Here is a 13,763-nt window from a genome sequence, read left to right as displayed (position 1 = left end):
AGCGCTAGAGCGTCATGGGACGCAGTGCAGGCGGCGCCTGCAGCTGCTCGCGCACGATTTCCAGCGCGTGGGTCAGCGCCTCACGGCTCTGGGCAGCGCTCAGGCACAGTCGGATGGCCTGCGGTGGCGGCTCATTGCCGACACAGAAGGGCTCGGCGCTGGTGACGTGCACACCCCGCTCGGCCAATGACGCGACCATCGCCTGACTGCGCTGCCCTTCGGGCAACCCAAGCCACAGATCGAACGAGGACGGCCGCGCCGCCGGTGACCACTCCGCCAGCAGCGTGCGGGCCAGTCGCTGGCGCGCGCGCATCTCCTCCATCTGCCACTCCACCAGCTGTGTCGCGTTGCCGCTGGTCAGCCAGGCGCAGACCGTCTCCATCAACAGCGGCGCCACCATCCAGCTGTGGCTGCGCAGCACTGCGCCGATGCGGGTCAGTACCTCCACCGGCGCCCGCAATACGCCCAGGCGCAGGCCGCCGGCCAGCAACTTGGAGGTGCTGAAGACATACAGGGTGCGCTCCGGCGCCATCTGATAGAGCCGCTTACCGCACTCCTCGTCGGGCAGATATTGCACCCCATCTTCCAGAATCCAGAAGTCATGCTGGCGTGCGAGGGCGACCAGTGCCTCGCGCCGGGCATGAGACAACTGCGCCGCGCCCGGATTGTTCTGCTCGGCCATCACATAGACCATTCTGGGCGCCTGCTGACGACACAGCCGCGCCAGCGCCTCGACATCCATGCCGTCCTTGTCCAGCGGCACACGCAACAGCTTGAGGCCACGTTCGGCGCTGGCGACGATCAAGCCGGGATAGGTCAGCGCGCCGGTGACCACGGCATCCCCGGGCGCCAGCAGCGCCGACAACGCCAGCGTGATGCCATTCTGGCCGCCCTGGGTCAGCATCAGCTCCTCGGGGTCGACCGGCATGCCGAGCTCGCCCATCCAGCTCGCCAGCAATTGACGATGGCTGCCGTCGCCGAATTCATTCTGATACTCGACACTGCGCTGCAAGGCCTCGGGTGACTGGCTGATCGCGGCCAGCGCCGCCGCCATTCCCTGCTGCCGCGCGGGGTGAGGCGGAGGCAGGCTCATGGTGAGATCGATCACGCCGGACGCTGCCGGCAGCGCGCCCTCCTGTTCTGGCGCCAATCCGTAGGCCTTGCTGGCACGCAGGGCATGCCCGAAGCTGCTGAAGGACCCATGCGCGCTCCGGGTGGCGCCATTGATGTAGGTGCCGCTCCCGACACGCGCCGACACCAGGCCACTCCGCTCGGCCTCGGCGTAGCCTCGCGTCACCGTGCCGATGGTCACGCCCAGCGCATCCGCCAGCCGCCGTTGAGGCGGCAGTCGCTCGCCTTCCTTGAGTTGGCCCGCGGCGATATCGAGGCGGATGGCCTCCGCCAGCGCACGGTAACGCGGCATGGCGGGGTCCAGGGTCGGAATCCACATTGTCATGGTGACAAAAAACCTGTTGACGGTAATTGTCATCAGATTATGCTCAAAACATGCCGCCAACAAGCCACAAAACACGGGAATGTGCCGGCACCTGAAAATTGAACCCATACAATCAGATACACCACCTCGACAACGCCCACCACGCTGAAGGACACCCATGGAATCCCTCGCCTTTCTGGCCCCCGCCACGCTTTTCATGCTGTCGATGACCCTGACGCCCGGCCCCAACAACGTGATGTTGACGGCCTCGGGGGCCAACTATGGTTACTGGCGCACCCTGCCGCATATCTTCGGCATCCTGATCGGCTGCCTGGTGCTGTTCATCGCCATCGCGCTGGGGCTGGGGCTGGTCTTCGAGCGATATCCCATCGTGCAGACGCTGCTGAAGGTGCTGGGCAGTGCCTACCTGCTCTATCTGTCCTGGAAGATCGCCACCGCCCCGCCCCCTGACTTCGCCAGCCAGCAGGATGCGCGTCCGATGACCTTCCTCGCGGCGAGCCTGTTCCAGTTCGCCAACCCCAAGGCCTGGGTGATGGGCATGGCGCTGATGGCAAGCTTTCTGCCCGAGGAAGGCCCGGCACTGCTCAACGCCGTATTGCTGGCAGGCTTCGCGGAACTGGTCGCGTTGCCGTGCATCTCGCTGTGGGCGGGCTTCGGGACCGCCATCGGGCGCCTGCTGAATACCGAACGCGCCTGGAAGATCTTCAACCGCGTGATGGGCGTACTGACCGCTTCCTGCGTGGTGATGATCCTCGGCTGATCCACAGCCTGCGTCTGGAGTACGCGAATGACACCGGAGCGTCGAACACTGTTCGAATAATCACTGTTCATGCAGGCGAGGTTGGTTAGACTGTCGAGACGCCAATTCCACGCTCGCACAGGACGCTCCCTGCATGCTGACACTCTACGGTGATCGCCGCTCCGGCAACTGCTACAAGGTCGAGCTGCTGCTGCACCTGCTCCAACGCCATCATCACTACATCGAGGTCGACATTCTGGCCGGCGACACCCGCACGCCGGAATTCCTGACCCGTAACGTCAATGGCAAGATTCCGCTGCTGGAGCTGCATCGCGGCGAGACACTGTCAGAGTCGAATGCCATCCTGAATTACCTCGCCGATGGCAGTGACTATCTGCCGAGTGACCCCTTCCTGCGCGCCAAGGTGCTGCAGTGGCAGTTCTTCGAGCAGTACAGCCATGAGCCGTACATCGCCACCGCCCGCTTCATCAATCGCTACCTTGGCCTCCCCGATGAGCGCCGCGCCGAGTACGCCGCCAAGCAGGATGGCGGCAAGCGCGCCCTGCGCGTGATGGAGCACCATCTCGCCGAGCATGACTGGCTGGTCGGGGACCGATTCACGATTGCCGACATTTCCCTTTATGCTTATACGCATGTTGCCGATGAAGGCGGCTTCGCGCTGGATGACTATCCCGCCATTCAGGCGTGGCTGGCACGTGTCGCGGCTCAGCCGGGGCATTTCGATATCCCGCGGGACTGATAGGATATGGCATCCCCGACGACCGCCGTTTGCCAGGACACACGATGCCAACCTTGACCTATCGCCCGATGACACCGGAAGACCACCCTGCCTTCATCGCCATGATGGAGGTGACTCCCGGGGTAGTCATCCGCGATGCCGACCGCCATGCCCCTGTCGCCCGCTATCTGGCGCGCAACCCCGGCATGAGCCATCTGGCCTTTCTCGATGAGCGCCTGGTCGGCTGCGCCATGGCGGGCCATGACGGCAAGCGCGGCTATCTTCAGCATGTGATGACAGCGCCGGACATGCGTGGCCAGGGCATCGCCAGCACGCTGGTCGACCGCTGCCTGGCAGCCCTGGCCTGCGAAGGCATCGACAAGGTGCATCTGGATACCCTGCACGACAACCATGACGCTCACCGCTTCTGGGAGCGCCTTGGCTGGTCCAACCGCAATGCCGAGATCGTGCGCTTCTCGCGCATTCTGGTGGACAACCCCAACGCCTGAGACAGCCGCCTTCTATCCCGACGACCGCCGAGCAAGCCCGACGACTACTGAGCAAGCCCGACGACCACTGAGCAAGCCCGATGACCGCTGAGCAAGGAGCTCTACCGTGCAATTTCTCGAAAATGACGACCTCGGCAAGCTGATACTGCGCCTGATGCTGGGCCTGCTGTTGCTGTTTCATGGCCTCTCGAAATTGCTCGGTGATGGCGGCACGCTGAGCTGGATCGCCGGCGAGCTCGAGAATCTGGGCATCCCGGGCGTGGTGGCCTATGGCGTCTACATTGGCGAGATCATCGCGCCCATCATGCTGGTGCTCGGCGTGCACTCGCGCATCGCCGGACTGATCGTGGTCGCCAACATGCTGTTCGCCTTTGCCGTGGCGCACATGGGCCAGCTGTTGAGCCTGTCGCCCTCCGGCGGCTGGGCGCTGGAGCTGCAAGGCTTCTTCCTCGCCAGCGCCCTGGCCATCGTCTTTCTCGGCAGCGGCCGCTTCGCGGTACAGGAGGACTGATGGCCGACGTCGTCACCGCCAGCACCTATTGCGAGAATGCTCCTCAGCACCCGATTCATGGCCCATATCATGATCATGAATACGGCTTTCCGGTCAGCGATGACCGGGTGCTGTTCGAACGCTTCGTGCTCGAGATCAATCAGGCCGGCCTCTCCTGGCTGACGGTGCTCAAGAAGCGCGCGGCCTTCCACGAGGCCTTCGAGGATTACGATATCGCGCGCATCGCCGCCTACGGAGACGAGGATCGCGCGCGCCTGCTCAGCAATGCCGGCATCATTCGCAACCGGCTCAAGATCAATGCCGTGATCCACAACGCAGGCGTGGTGATGCAGCTCAAGGACTCCCACGGCAGCTTCAGTGCCTGGCTGGATGCCCACCATCCACAACCGCTGTCAGCCTGGATCAAGCTGTTCAAGAAGACCTTCCGCTTCACCGGCCCCGAGATCGTCAACGAGCTGCTGATGAGCTGCGGCTATCTGCCCGGCTGTCATCGTGATGATTGTCCGGTGCAGGCACGCGTGCTGGATGCCGGCCCGCGTTGGGCCGAGCCGGGCGCCCTGGCGGCGATCCGCGCAGATGACTGACGCCTGCTCCCACGCCTCCCGCTCTCTACTTCCTCACAGGTAGCCCACGCATGGACTCCCTTACCCAGATATGCCTCGGGGCCGTCGTTGGCGGCGCCGTCATGGCGCCGGCCATTCGCCGCCTGCCCGGCCCGAAACGCGGCGCGGCCATCCGCTATGCGCTGCTCGGCGGTGCGGCACTCGGCACCCTGCCCGACCTCGACGTGATGATCGACTACGGCGACGCGGTCGCCAATTACACCCATCACCGCGGCTTCAGCCATTCCCTGCCGGTGCTGGCGCTTTTGGGCATCGTGCTCGGCTGGCTGCTGGCGCGCCTGCCACGTCTGGCGAGTCTCGGCCGTGGGCGGCTGATCGCCTACTGCGTGGTGTGCCTGGCCACCCACCCGCTGCTGGACAGCTTCACCACCTATGGCACCCAGCTGCTGTGGCCGTGGCCCGGCCGCCCCATCAGTCTGGCCAGCATCTTCATCATCGACCCGCTCTACACCCTGCCGCTGCTGATCACCGGCCTGTGGGTGGCGATTCGTGGTCGCGCCGGGCGCCTTCTGACCGCGGGCCTCATGCTCTCGAGCCTCTATCTGGGCTGGGGGCTGGCCGCCAAGAGCTGGGTCGAACATCGCGTGGCGCCGCTGCTGGCCAGTCAGGGCTTCGCCGACGCCCCGCGCATGGTGCAGCCGACTCCCTTCAACAGCCTGCTGTGGCGTGTCAGCGCAACCACCCCACAGGCGGATCACGAGTGGATGGTCAGCGTGTTCGACTCCGACGCGCAGCTGGCGTCTCTCGTACGCCGTGATTTTCCGCGCCATCCAACGCTGGATGCCGAGGTCGCGAAGCTGGAGGACGGCCAGCGTCTGCGCTGGTTCGCGGCGCCCTATCTGCGCGCGAGCCGCGAGCGGACCCCAGAGGGTGAGACGCTGTTGGCAGTGACCGACACACGCCTGGGCTCACCCGGCTATCACCCCTTCCGCTTTGCCCTCGCACGCCAGAACGCCCAAGGGGAATGGCAAGGGCTCGAGGACAGCCAGCGCCTGCCCAGCCAGCCTGTCGATCGCGCCGCCCTGCTAAGCCTCTGGCAGGCCGTCCACGACCCGCAGACGCGCATGCAGCCGAATCAGCGCACCGTCTCTGCCACGCCCTCAAATCCCTCGGCCGAGACAAGATAAAGCGCCGCTGATGAAGGCCCGAGATACGACAACGCCCGCCATGGTAGCCATGGCGGGCGTTGTCGTATCAGTGCTGTGGTGACGATCAGCCGAGGTACTTGATCATCACCCCCGCGGCAACCGCCGAGCCGATCACGCCGGCCACGTTCGGCCCCATGGCATGCATCAGCAGGAAGTTGTGCGGGTTGTACTCGAGCCCGACCTTGTTGGAAACACGTGCCGCCATCGGCACCGCCGAGACACCGGCCGACCCGATCAGCGGATTGATCGGTGTCTTGGAGACCTTGTTCATCAGCTTGGCCATCAGTACCCCGCAGGCCGTGCCGATACCGAAGGCGACCACGCCGAGGGCCAGAATGCCCAGCGTCTCCACCGCCAGGAACTTGTCGGCCTGCAGCTTGGAGCCCACCGACAGCCCCAGGAAGATGGTGGTGATGTTGATCAGTGCGTTCTGGGCGGTATCCGACAGACGCTCCACCACGCCACACTCGCGCATCAGGTTACCGAAGCAGAACATGCCCAGCAGCGGTGCGGCGTCCGGCAGCAGCATCGCCACCATGATCAACAGCACCAGCGGGAAGAGGATCTTCTCGGTCTTGGACACCGGGCGCAGCTGGGTCATGACCAGGCTGCGTTCCCTGGCGGTGGTCAGCGCGCGCATGATCGGCGGCTGGATCATCGGCACCAGAGCCATGTAGGAGTAGGACGCCACGGCGATCGCGCCCAGCAGCTCCGGCGCCAGCAGGCTGGCGACGTAGATGGAGGTCGGGCCGTCCGCACCGCCGATGATGCCGATGGCCGCCGACTGCTGCAGGCTGAAGTCCATCAGGCCCATCGAGGTCAACGCCACCGCGCCCAGCAGGGTCGCGAAGATGCCGAACTGCGCCGCCGCACCGAGGAACAGGGTCTTGGGATTGGCCAGCAGCGGGCCGAAGTCCGTCATCGCGCCCACGCCCATGAAGATCACCAGCGGCGCGATGCCGGAGGCGATCGCCACGCTGTAGAAGCTGTAGAGCATGCCGTTGGAGAAGCCGCCATCCAGCGCCATGTTGCTGGCCTGCTGCTTGAGCGCGACGGGAATCTCGCCATGCAGCGCCTGCTCCACCGCGTGGCGCGCCTCATCCAGCGGCAGGCTGGCGATGTTGACGTTGAGCAGATTGGCCATCGAAGCCAGCAGCTCCGGCTTGCCGAGATGGGCCGCCTGCTCGGCGGCAGACAGCGCCAGCCCGGCTTCCGGGATGTTGGCCAGAATGCCGCCGAAGCCGATCGGCACCAGCAGCAGGGGTTCGAAGTTCTTGCGGATCGCCAGATAAAGCAGGCCAAGGCCGATGACGATCATCGCCAGCTGGCCGAAGCTCATGTTGTAGAGCCCCGAGCCGTGCCAGAGGTTGAGTATCTTGTCCATGTCGTGTCGCCTTGCAGAGGAGCATCACCGACCGGCCCGCCGTGCATGACGACGGGCCGGACACACCGGCTCAGAGGGTGATCAGAACGTCGCCAACACTGACACTGTCGCCTTCCTTGACCTTCACCGCGGAGACGGTACCGGCCTGGTGGGCACGGATCTCGGTCTCCATCTTCATCGCCTCGAGGATGATGACCACATCCCCTTCGGCCACGCTGTCACCGACACTGACATTGACCTTGAAGATGTTGCCCGCCAGCGGCGCACTCACCGGCTCACCGGAGGCGGCCTGTGCGGCAGGTGCCGCCGCTGCGGCTGCCGGAGCAGGCGCCGCTGGCGCACTGGCCTGCACCTGGGTGATGTCTCCGCCTTCGGCGACCTCGACCACATACTGCTTGCCGTTGACGTTCAGGGTGTAGGTCTGCGGACCGCTGGACGCGGCTTGAGCACTGACGGCTGGAGCACTGGAGACCGGCGCACTTGCAGCCTTGGACGCCTTGTCATCGACAGCCTGCGGGGCGGGCTCGAAGACAGCCGGGTTGCCACGGTTGCGCAGGAACTTGAGGCCGATCTGCGGGAACAGCGCGTAGGTCAGCACGTCATCGGTCTCGCGCTCGCCGCCTTCCAGGGTGATGCCCTCTTCACTGGCCTTGCCCTTGAGCTCCTCACGCAGACGCTCCATCTCCGGCGTCAGGTTGTCGGCCGGGCGGCAGGTGATCGGCTCGCCGCCTTCCAGCACGCGGGACTGAAGCTCGCTGTCGAAGGGCGCCGGCGCCGCGCCATATTCGCCCTTGAGCAGCGCCTGCACTTCCTTGGAGATCGACTTGTAGCGCTCGCCCATCATCACGTTCATCACCGACTGGGTGCCGACGATCTGTGAGGTCGGGGTCACCAGCGGGATATAGCCCAGGTCCTTGCGTACACGCGGAATCTCGGCGAGCACGTCATCCAGCTTGTCACCGGCGCCCTGCTCCTTGAGCTGGCTTTCCATGTTGGTGAGCATGCCACCCGGCACCTGCGCGACCAGGATGCGCGAGTCGATACCGCGCAGGCTGCCTTCGAAAGCCGCGTATTTCTTGCGCACTTCGCGGAAATAGCCGGCGATATCCTCGAGTTTCTCGAGATCGAGCCCGGTATCGCGCTCGGTTCCCGCCAGCATCGCGACCACGGATTCCGTCGGGCTATGGCCGTAGGTCATCGACATGGAAGAGATGGAGGTGTCGACGTTGTCGATGCCCGCCTCGATGGCCTTGAGGGCCGTGGCGGTGGAAAGCCCGGTGGTGGCGTGGCACTGCATGTGGATCGGGATCGACAGGCTCGCCTTGAGGCGCGAGACCAGTTCAAAGGCGGTGTACGGCGTCAGCAGGCCCGCCATGTCCTTGATCGCCAGTGACTGGGCTCCCATGGACTCGATCTTCTGCGCCAGCTCGACCCACATCTCTAGGGTGTGCACGGGGCTCACGGTGTAGGAGATGGTGCCCTGGGCATGCTTGCCCTGATCCAGTACCGCCTTGAGCGGACGCTCGAGGTTGCGCGGGTCATTCATGGCATCGAAGACACGGAAGACATCGACACCGCTGGTCGCGGCACGCTTGACGAAGGTATCCACCACATCATCGGCGTAATGACGATAGCCGAGCAGGTTCTGGGCGCGCAGCAGCATCTGCTGTTGGGTCTTGGGCATCGCTTCCTTCAAGGCACGAATGCGCGCCCAGGGATCTTCGCCCAGGTAGCGAATGCAGGCGTCGAAGGTCGCGCCGCCCCAGCTCTCCAGCGACCAGAAGCCGATGTCGTCCAGCTTGGCGGCGATCGGCAGCATGTCATCGAGGCGCATGCGCGTGGCCAGCAATGACTGATGCGCGTCGCGCAGTACCACATCCGTGATGCCCAGCGGTTGCTTGTCCATGAGTGATCCCTTGTTCTTTATATTGTGGATATCGAGTTCTGCGCGCGCTGCAGGCAGCCTGTTGCGTCAGCCTGCAACACAGAATATTGCACTCGGGGGGAGGTCTACCCACCGTACTGCTCGTGATAGAATCGCCGCCTGCTACTCTTGGCAGTGGTCAGACGCTCGGCAGAGCCCAGACGCTATCGGCGAAGCCGCGCAAGCGTCAGTGCTTGCGCTGGTCCTGCCGGAAGCGGTGAATCGCCGCGGCCATGACGGCCGTCAGTTCGCTATCGTCCCCTGCCGCAGGGGCCGGGGCAGCCGGCGCCCGCGCAGCACCTGGCGCAGCGGGCACTGGTGCAGGCGCGAAGCGATCCACCAGCCTGGCCATCGCCATCATGGCGACCACCAGCAGACTTAGAAACACGAACACGAACCCCATCCCGAACACCATCAGGTTCAAGCCTTCACCGAGCAGATCATTCTCTTGCATGCCAGTGTCCTCGAGTCTTTCTCGTTATCGAGCCGCACTACGGCGCAGCGCCTGCGCTGAACGCCAATGTCTTCGGTCACGCCGGACACGGCACGACGGATAGGCTCCGCCGCCGATAGCCTCTGTCGGTATGCCCATGCAGCTGCATTCAATGCTTGTTGGTCGCTCTAAAGTGCCTGATTCCACGGCAATTGCAATGACACCATCGTTGACCCCACAGGCCCTCGCGCGGGCCGGCCGCATCGGCATCGCGCCGATGGAAGGCGTGATAGATGACATCACACGCGAATGTCTCACTGGCCTTGGCGGCTACGACTGGTGCGTGACGGAATTCGTGCGCGTGACCCACGTCAAGTTACCGCCGCGCGTCTTCAAGCGCATCTGTCCGGAGCTGCTCGACGCCTCCCCGACACAGACGGCACGAACACGACACGAGACCCCGGTCGCCCTGCAGCTGCTGGGGGCCGACCCCGAGGCACTGGGCATCAATGCCCGCGTCGCCGCGCGCCTGGGGGCCCCCAGCGTCGATATCAATTTCGGCTGCCCGGCCAAGACCGTCAATCGACATGATGGTGGCGCGGCACTGCTGCGCTCGCCGGAACGTGTCTTCCGCGCGGTGGAAGGCGTGCGCAAGGCACTCGAGGGCACGGGCGTGCCGGTCACCGCCAAGATTCGTCTCGGCTTCAATGATCGGCGCCTGGCGCTGGCCTGCGCTCAGGCGGCCGAGGCAGGCGGTGCGACTCAGCTGGTGGTGCATGGGCGTACCAAACAGGAAGGCTATCGCCCACCGGCGCACTGGGAATGGATCGGCAAGATCACCTCCGAGCTCTCCATTCCGGTGGTCGCCAATGGCGATATCTGGGATATGCACTGCTACTGGCGGGCGCGCTCTCTGTCCGGCTGTCGCGATGTCATGCTGGGGCGTGCCGCCCTGGCTGACCCCTTCCTGGCGGCGCGCATCAAGCATTGGCAGGCGACCGGCGAGCTGCTGCCCGAGACGGACTGGACACAGCGTGCGCAGGTGCTGCTCTCCCACGCCGAACGCTGCGCTCACCTCCCCGACAAGGTGATGGTGCCGCTGCTCAAGCAGTGGATGAACATGATGCGCCAGAGCGGCAACGCGGAAGCCGAAAGCCGTTTCCAGGCCATCAAGCGCCACAAGGGGCGCGCCGAGTTCTTCACCGGCCTGGTGGCCGGCACTGCGCTGGAGCTGGCGCCGAGTCTTCTGACGTCGGTGACTCGCATGCCGGAGCCGGCTCAGGCACCAGAATCGCCTCAGGCATCGGAAACGGAAGCCGCGACCACCCCGGCCTGAGCCTGAACCGAAACCTGAACATCAGCACCGACCAACACCCGATCCGTTCGCTGCCCCGATCAGTGAACCAAAAAAAGGGCGCCCCTCGCGAAAAGGGCGCCCTGGCGATCGTCCGCCCGAAGGCGTGACATCACAGTCAAGGAAAGCGGTAGAACACTCAGATCGTCAGCAATGCGGGGATCGGGGCCGTGCAGGCGGCGATCACTCGGCACTGATCTTGCCTCATAGCCTGGCTCAATAGCCTGGCGTCTTTCAGTGCCTGACTTTTCTTCAGACGAAGAAAAACCCGCTTCAGTGAAGCGGGTTTTTCAATTGGCGCGCCCTGGAGGATTCGAACCTCCGACCGCCTGATTCGTAGTCAGGTACTCTATCCAGCTGAGCTAAGGGCGCATAAACCTTGAAATCTGTGGCCTGAGCATTTCAAATGACTTCAGGACTTTATCGTGCGAGTACTGCGTCTTTCCAACTTCATGTCTTGCGTTGCAGTGGCGCGCCCTGGAGGATTCGAACCTCCGACCGCCTGATTCGTAGTCAGGTACTCTATCCAGCTGAGCTAAGGGCGCATCTTACTGCATTTGTACCTAATGGCGGAGAGAGAGGGATTCGAACCCTCGATAGGGCTATAAACCCTATACTCCCTTAGCAGGGGAGCGCCTTCAGCCACTCGGCCACCTCTCCTCATCAGGTACGGCGCATATCTTACTCATTTGATTGGGCTTTGTCCAGCCCCTGTGTCGATTTTTTGGCTTCGATGCTGAACATCTCATCACCACTCGACAACAGGCTCGAGGCTGCGCGCCCCCAAGCAATCTCCCCGCATGAACCAGAACATGACGATGGCTAGCCTGTCGTCGCGTCTCGTTCGAGGGAGCGGGCATATTACCGAACCAGAATCGGCTTGTCTCCCCCTTTTTGAGAAAAAAGCCAAATTTTTCCCTTACGGAACACAGACTTGAACAAGCCACCCTCTCATCACCCCGCATGAGCCGCTGCTCATGGAGGTAAGTACGCCGTTGTTCATGAGCTAGGCGGGCCGCCCTCGCCTGCGCCAGGCCCACACACGCGAACGCCAGCCATGGGGACAATGGCTGGCGTTCATCGGGTCGTGCAGGGTCGTGCGACGTGCAGGCGCAGCATGCCGTCAGGCGATGGCATCGCCATTGTCTTCTTTCTCACGCTGGATGCGCTGATAGATCTCTTCTCGATGGACGGCAACGTCCTTGGGCGCGTTCACACCGATACGCACCTGATTACCTTTCACTCCGAGAACGGTGACAGTGATGTCGTCTCCGATCATCAGAGTTTCACCCACTCTACGGGTCAGGATGAGCATGACTGATCTCCTTGTCAGAAATTCAAAACAGCTGGGACTTCAACGGGATGTGGAGGCGGCGATCGACCGGGACAAGTCGACCACCCTGATGCATGAAGCTCGAATTATGCGCTATGCATGCTCCGACGGCCAATGCCATACCTTCATCACACCCGATAGACACGTTGAATGAAAGCGCCCGATGCACAGACTGACATTCAGAAGAATGACAGAAAATACATCGGGCGCTATCGACTTCACGTGCCGCACGTCAACCAGACCAATATCCCCGGCCTGGGCACCGACGCTTAACGACTTGGGCAAGTCATTGATTGTCGGTGTCTTTACGACTTCCTTGCTGCACGCTCCGTGGTGAGACTCAGGCAGTCTCGTCGCTGATCGCTTCTGCATCCAGCCCGAAAGCGGTGTGCAGGGAGCGAACCGCCAGCTCCATGAATTTCTCGTCGATCAGGACGGAAATCTTGATCTCTGAAGTGGAGACCATGCGGATATTGATGCCTTCTTCCGCCAGTACGCGGAACATCTTGGAGGCGACACCGGCGTGAGAACGCATGCCGACACCGACCAGCGAGACCTTGGCGATGTTGTCATCACCGCGCATCTCACCACCACCGACGGACGGAATCACCGTCTCGGTCAGGATGCGCTGGGTCGCCTTGAAGTCGGTCTTGGCGACGGTGAAGGAGAAGTCAGTGGTATTGCCGTCCGGAGAGACGTTCTGGACGATCATGTCGATTTCGATGTTGGAATCGGCGATCGGGCCCAGAATCTTGGAAGCGACACCCGGGATATCCGGCGTGTTGAGCAGAGTCAGCTTGGCTTCGTTGACATTGAAGGCGATGCCGGAGATCAGCGGTTCTTCCATGTTGTCTTCTTCCTCAGCGACGATCAGGGTACCCGGGCCATCCTCGAAGGAAGACAGCACACGCAGGGGAACATTGTACTTGCCGGCGAATTCCACCGAACGGATCTGCAGGATCTTGGAGCCCAGGCTCGCCATTTCCAGCATTTCCTCGACGGTCACCGTTTCCAGACGACGTGCCTTGGAGCACACGCGCGGGTCAGTGGTATAGACACCATCGACATCGGTGTAGATCTGGCACTCATCCGCCTTCAGTGCGGCAGCCAGGGCGACACCGGTGGTGTCAGAGCCACCACGACCGAGCGTCGTGATGTTGCCCTCTTCATCGACACCCTGGAAGCCTGCCACCACGACCACCTTGCCATCGTCGAGGTCTTCACGCAGGTCATCGGTATCGATGTGCTGGATACGCGCCTTGGTGTGCGCGCTATCGGTGCGGATTCCCACCTGCGCCCCTGTGTAGGAGGTCGCGTCGACGCCGATCTTCTGCAGCGCCATGGCCAGCAGGGAAATGGTGACCTGCTCGCCAGTGGAGACCAGCATGTCCATCTCGCGCGGTGTCGGGTCATCATTGATCTCGCTGGCGAGACCGATCAGTCGGTTGGTCTCGCCACTCATGGCAGAGACGACCACGACAATCTGATGGCCTTCATCGCGGAATCGCTTGACCTTCTCGGCGACGGCCTTGATCCGCTCCACCGAGCCGACCGAAGTGCCTCCGAACTTCTGAACGTATAGCGCCATGTGCGTTTCCGTTATCCGTGTC

General features: G+C 63.2%; 13 protein-coding genes and 3 tRNA genes. 7 read left to right on the top strand and 9 right to left on the bottom strand.

The genetic code is table 11. From position 1 onward, the window contains the following. Nucleotides 1–4: 4 nt before the first annotated feature. Nucleotides 5–1,456 (bottom strand): aminotransferase-like domain-containing protein, encoded by a 1,452-nt coding sequence (locus IZU87_RS02895; protein WP_213113612.1) that lies wholly within the window; start codon nt 1,454–1,456, stop codon nt 5–7. Nucleotides 1,457–1,613: 157 nt separating this feature from the next. Here IZU87_RS02895 and IZU87_RS02890 point away from each other — a divergent pair, with 157 nt between their 5' ends. From IZU87_RS02890 to IZU87_RS02865, 6 genes are all read left to right on the top strand, one after another. Continuing rightward, nucleotides 1,614–2,216: a LysE family translocator gene (locus tag IZU87_RS02890; protein ID WP_213113611.1), complete on the top strand. Its 603-nt coding sequence runs from the start codon at nt 1,614–1,616 to the stop codon at nt 2,214–2,216. A gap of 133 nt (nt 2,217–2,349) precedes the next feature. After that, a complete protein-coding gene (locus IZU87_RS02885) occupies nt 2,350–2,955 on the top strand; it encodes a glutathione S-transferase family protein (RefSeq protein WP_213113609.1) in 606 nt (201 codons plus the stop codon). A 44-nt stretch (nt 2,956–2,999) separates the two neighbouring features. Beyond that, nucleotides 3,000–3,443 carry a GNAT family N-acetyltransferase gene (locus IZU87_RS02880; RefSeq protein WP_249330403.1) on the top strand — a complete coding sequence of 148 codons (444 nt, stop codon included), beginning with the start codon at nt 3,000–3,002 and terminating at the stop codon, nt 3,441–3,443. A gap of 106 nt (nt 3,444–3,549) precedes the next feature. Beyond that, a complete protein-coding gene (locus tag IZU87_RS02875; protein ID WP_043332928.1) occupies nt 3,550–3,954 on the top strand; it encodes a DoxX family protein in 405 nt (134 codons plus the stop codon). Then, entirely contained in the window at nt 3,954–4,538 is a 585-nt protein-coding gene (locus IZU87_RS02870; protein WP_213113608.1) for a DNA-3-methyladenine glycosylase I, read from the top strand. Before IZU87_RS02875 ends, IZU87_RS02870 begins: the two co-directional genes overlap by 1 nt. 50 nt (nt 4,539–4,588) lie before the next feature. Beyond that, nucleotides 4,589–5,704, top strand: a complete 1,116-nt coding sequence (locus IZU87_RS02865) for a metal-dependent hydrolase (RefSeq protein ID WP_213113607.1) — start codon at nt 4,589–4,591, stop codon at nt 5,702–5,704. A gap of 85 nt (nt 5,705–5,789) precedes the next feature. Here IZU87_RS02865 and IZU87_RS02860 read toward each other — a convergent pair whose 3' ends face one another. From IZU87_RS02860 to IZU87_RS02850, 3 genes are all read right to left on the bottom strand, one after another. Further along, complete coding sequence (locus IZU87_RS02860; protein WP_213113606.1) at nt 5,790–7,109, bottom strand: sodium ion-translocating decarboxylase subunit beta; 1,320 nt, start codon at nt 7,107–7,109, stop codon at nt 5,790–5,792. Nucleotides 7,110–7,179: 70 nt separating this feature from the next. Then, entirely contained in the window at nt 7,180–9,015 is a 1,836-nt protein-coding gene (oadA, locus tag IZU87_RS02855) for a sodium-extruding oxaloacetate decarboxylase subunit alpha (RefSeq protein ID WP_213113604.1), read from the bottom strand. 205 nt (nt 9,016–9,220) lie between these two features. Further along, the gene (locus tag IZU87_RS02850) at nt 9,221–9,487 is read right to left on the bottom strand and encodes an OadG family protein (protein WP_213113603.1); all 267 of its coding nucleotides are present in this window, start codon (nt 9,485–9,487) and stop codon (nt 9,221–9,223) included. A 256-nt stretch (nt 9,488–9,743) separates the two neighbouring features. On the opposite strand from IZU87_RS02850, the gene IZU87_RS02845 reads away from it, so the two are divergent. Further along, nucleotides 9,744–10,802, top strand: coding sequence for a tRNA dihydrouridine synthase (locus IZU87_RS02845; RefSeq protein ID WP_131433209.1), 1,059 nt, complete (start codon nt 9,744–9,746; stop codon nt 10,800–10,802). Nucleotides 10,803–11,115: 313 nt separating this feature from the next. On the opposite strand, the gene IZU87_RS02840 is transcribed toward IZU87_RS02845, so the two are convergent. From IZU87_RS02840 to IZU87_RS02820, 5 genes are all read right to left on the bottom strand, one after another. After that, nucleotides 11,116–11,192: transfer RNA gene (locus IZU87_RS02840), tRNA-Arg, on the bottom strand. Between the two features lie 96 nt (nt 11,193–11,288). Next, nucleotides 11,289–11,365 (bottom strand) — tRNA-Arg (locus IZU87_RS02835). A gap of 22 nt (nt 11,366–11,387) precedes the next feature. Beyond that, nucleotides 11,388–11,480, bottom strand: a tRNA-Ser gene (locus tag IZU87_RS02830). Between the two features lie 463 nt (nt 11,481–11,943). Next, nucleotides 11,944–12,135: a carbon storage regulator CsrA gene (csrA, locus tag IZU87_RS02825; protein WP_043332937.1), complete on the bottom strand. Its 192-nt coding sequence runs from the start codon at nt 12,133–12,135 to the stop codon at nt 11,944–11,946. A 358-nt stretch (nt 12,136–12,493) separates the two neighbouring features. Further along, nucleotides 12,494–13,741: an aspartate kinase gene (locus IZU87_RS02820; protein ID WP_043332939.1), complete on the bottom strand. Its 1,248-nt coding sequence runs from the start codon at nt 13,739–13,741 to the stop codon at nt 12,494–12,496. Between the last annotated feature and the right edge of the window lie 22 nt (nt 13,742–13,763).

Origin of the sequence: Cobetia sp. MC34 (assembly GCF_018340035.1) — a bacterium.
Classification (GTDB): domain Bacteria; phylum Pseudomonadota; class Gammaproteobacteria; order Pseudomonadales; family Halomonadaceae; genus Cobetia; species Cobetia amphilecti.
This window is presented reverse-complemented; position numbering and strand designations above follow the sequence as displayed.

Bases quoted from the DNA above. Each gene is read 5' to 3' on its own strand.
- IZU87_RS02895 (WP_213113612.1), bottom strand. From the start codon at position 1,456: ATGACAATGTGGATTCCGACCCTGGACCCCGCCATGCCGCGTTACCGT.
- IZU87_RS02890 (WP_213113611.1), top strand. From the start codon at position 1,614: ATGGAATCCCTCGCCTTTCTGGCCCCCGCCACGCTTTTCATGCTGTCG.
- IZU87_RS02885 (WP_213113609.1), top strand. From the start codon at position 2,350: ATGCTGACACTCTACGGTGATCGCCGCTCCGGCAACTGCTACAAGGTC.
- IZU87_RS02880 (WP_249330403.1), top strand. From the start codon at position 3,000: ATGCCAACCTTGACCTATCGCCCGATGACACCGGAAGACCACCCTGCC.
- IZU87_RS02870 (WP_213113608.1), top strand. From the start codon at position 3,954: ATGGCCGACGTCGTCACCGCCAGCACCTATTGCGAGAATGCTCCTCAG.
- IZU87_RS02865 (WP_213113607.1), top strand. From the start codon at position 4,589: ATGGACTCCCTTACCCAGATATGCCTCGGGGCCGTCGTTGGCGGCGCC.
- IZU87_RS02860 (WP_213113606.1), bottom strand. From the start codon at position 7,109: ATGGACAAGATACTCAACCTCTGGCACGGCTCGGGGCTCTACAACATG.
- oadA (WP_213113604.1), bottom strand. From the start codon at position 9,015: ATGGACAAGCAACCGCTGGGCATCACGGATGTGGTACTGCGCGACGCG.
- IZU87_RS02850 (WP_213113603.1), bottom strand. From the start codon at position 9,487: ATGCAAGAGAATGATCTGCTCGGTGAAGGCTTGAACCTGATGGTGTTC.
- IZU87_RS02845 (WP_131433209.1), top strand. From the start codon at position 9,744: ATGGAAGGCGTGATAGATGACATCACACGCGAATGTCTCACTGGCCTT.
- csrA (WP_043332937.1), bottom strand. From the start codon at position 12,135: ATGCTCATCCTGACCCGTAGAGTGGGTGAAACTCTGATGATCGGAGAC.
- IZU87_RS02820 (WP_043332939.1), bottom strand. From the start codon at position 13,741: ATGGCGCTATACGTTCAGAAGTTCGGAGGCACTTCGGTCGGCTCGGTG.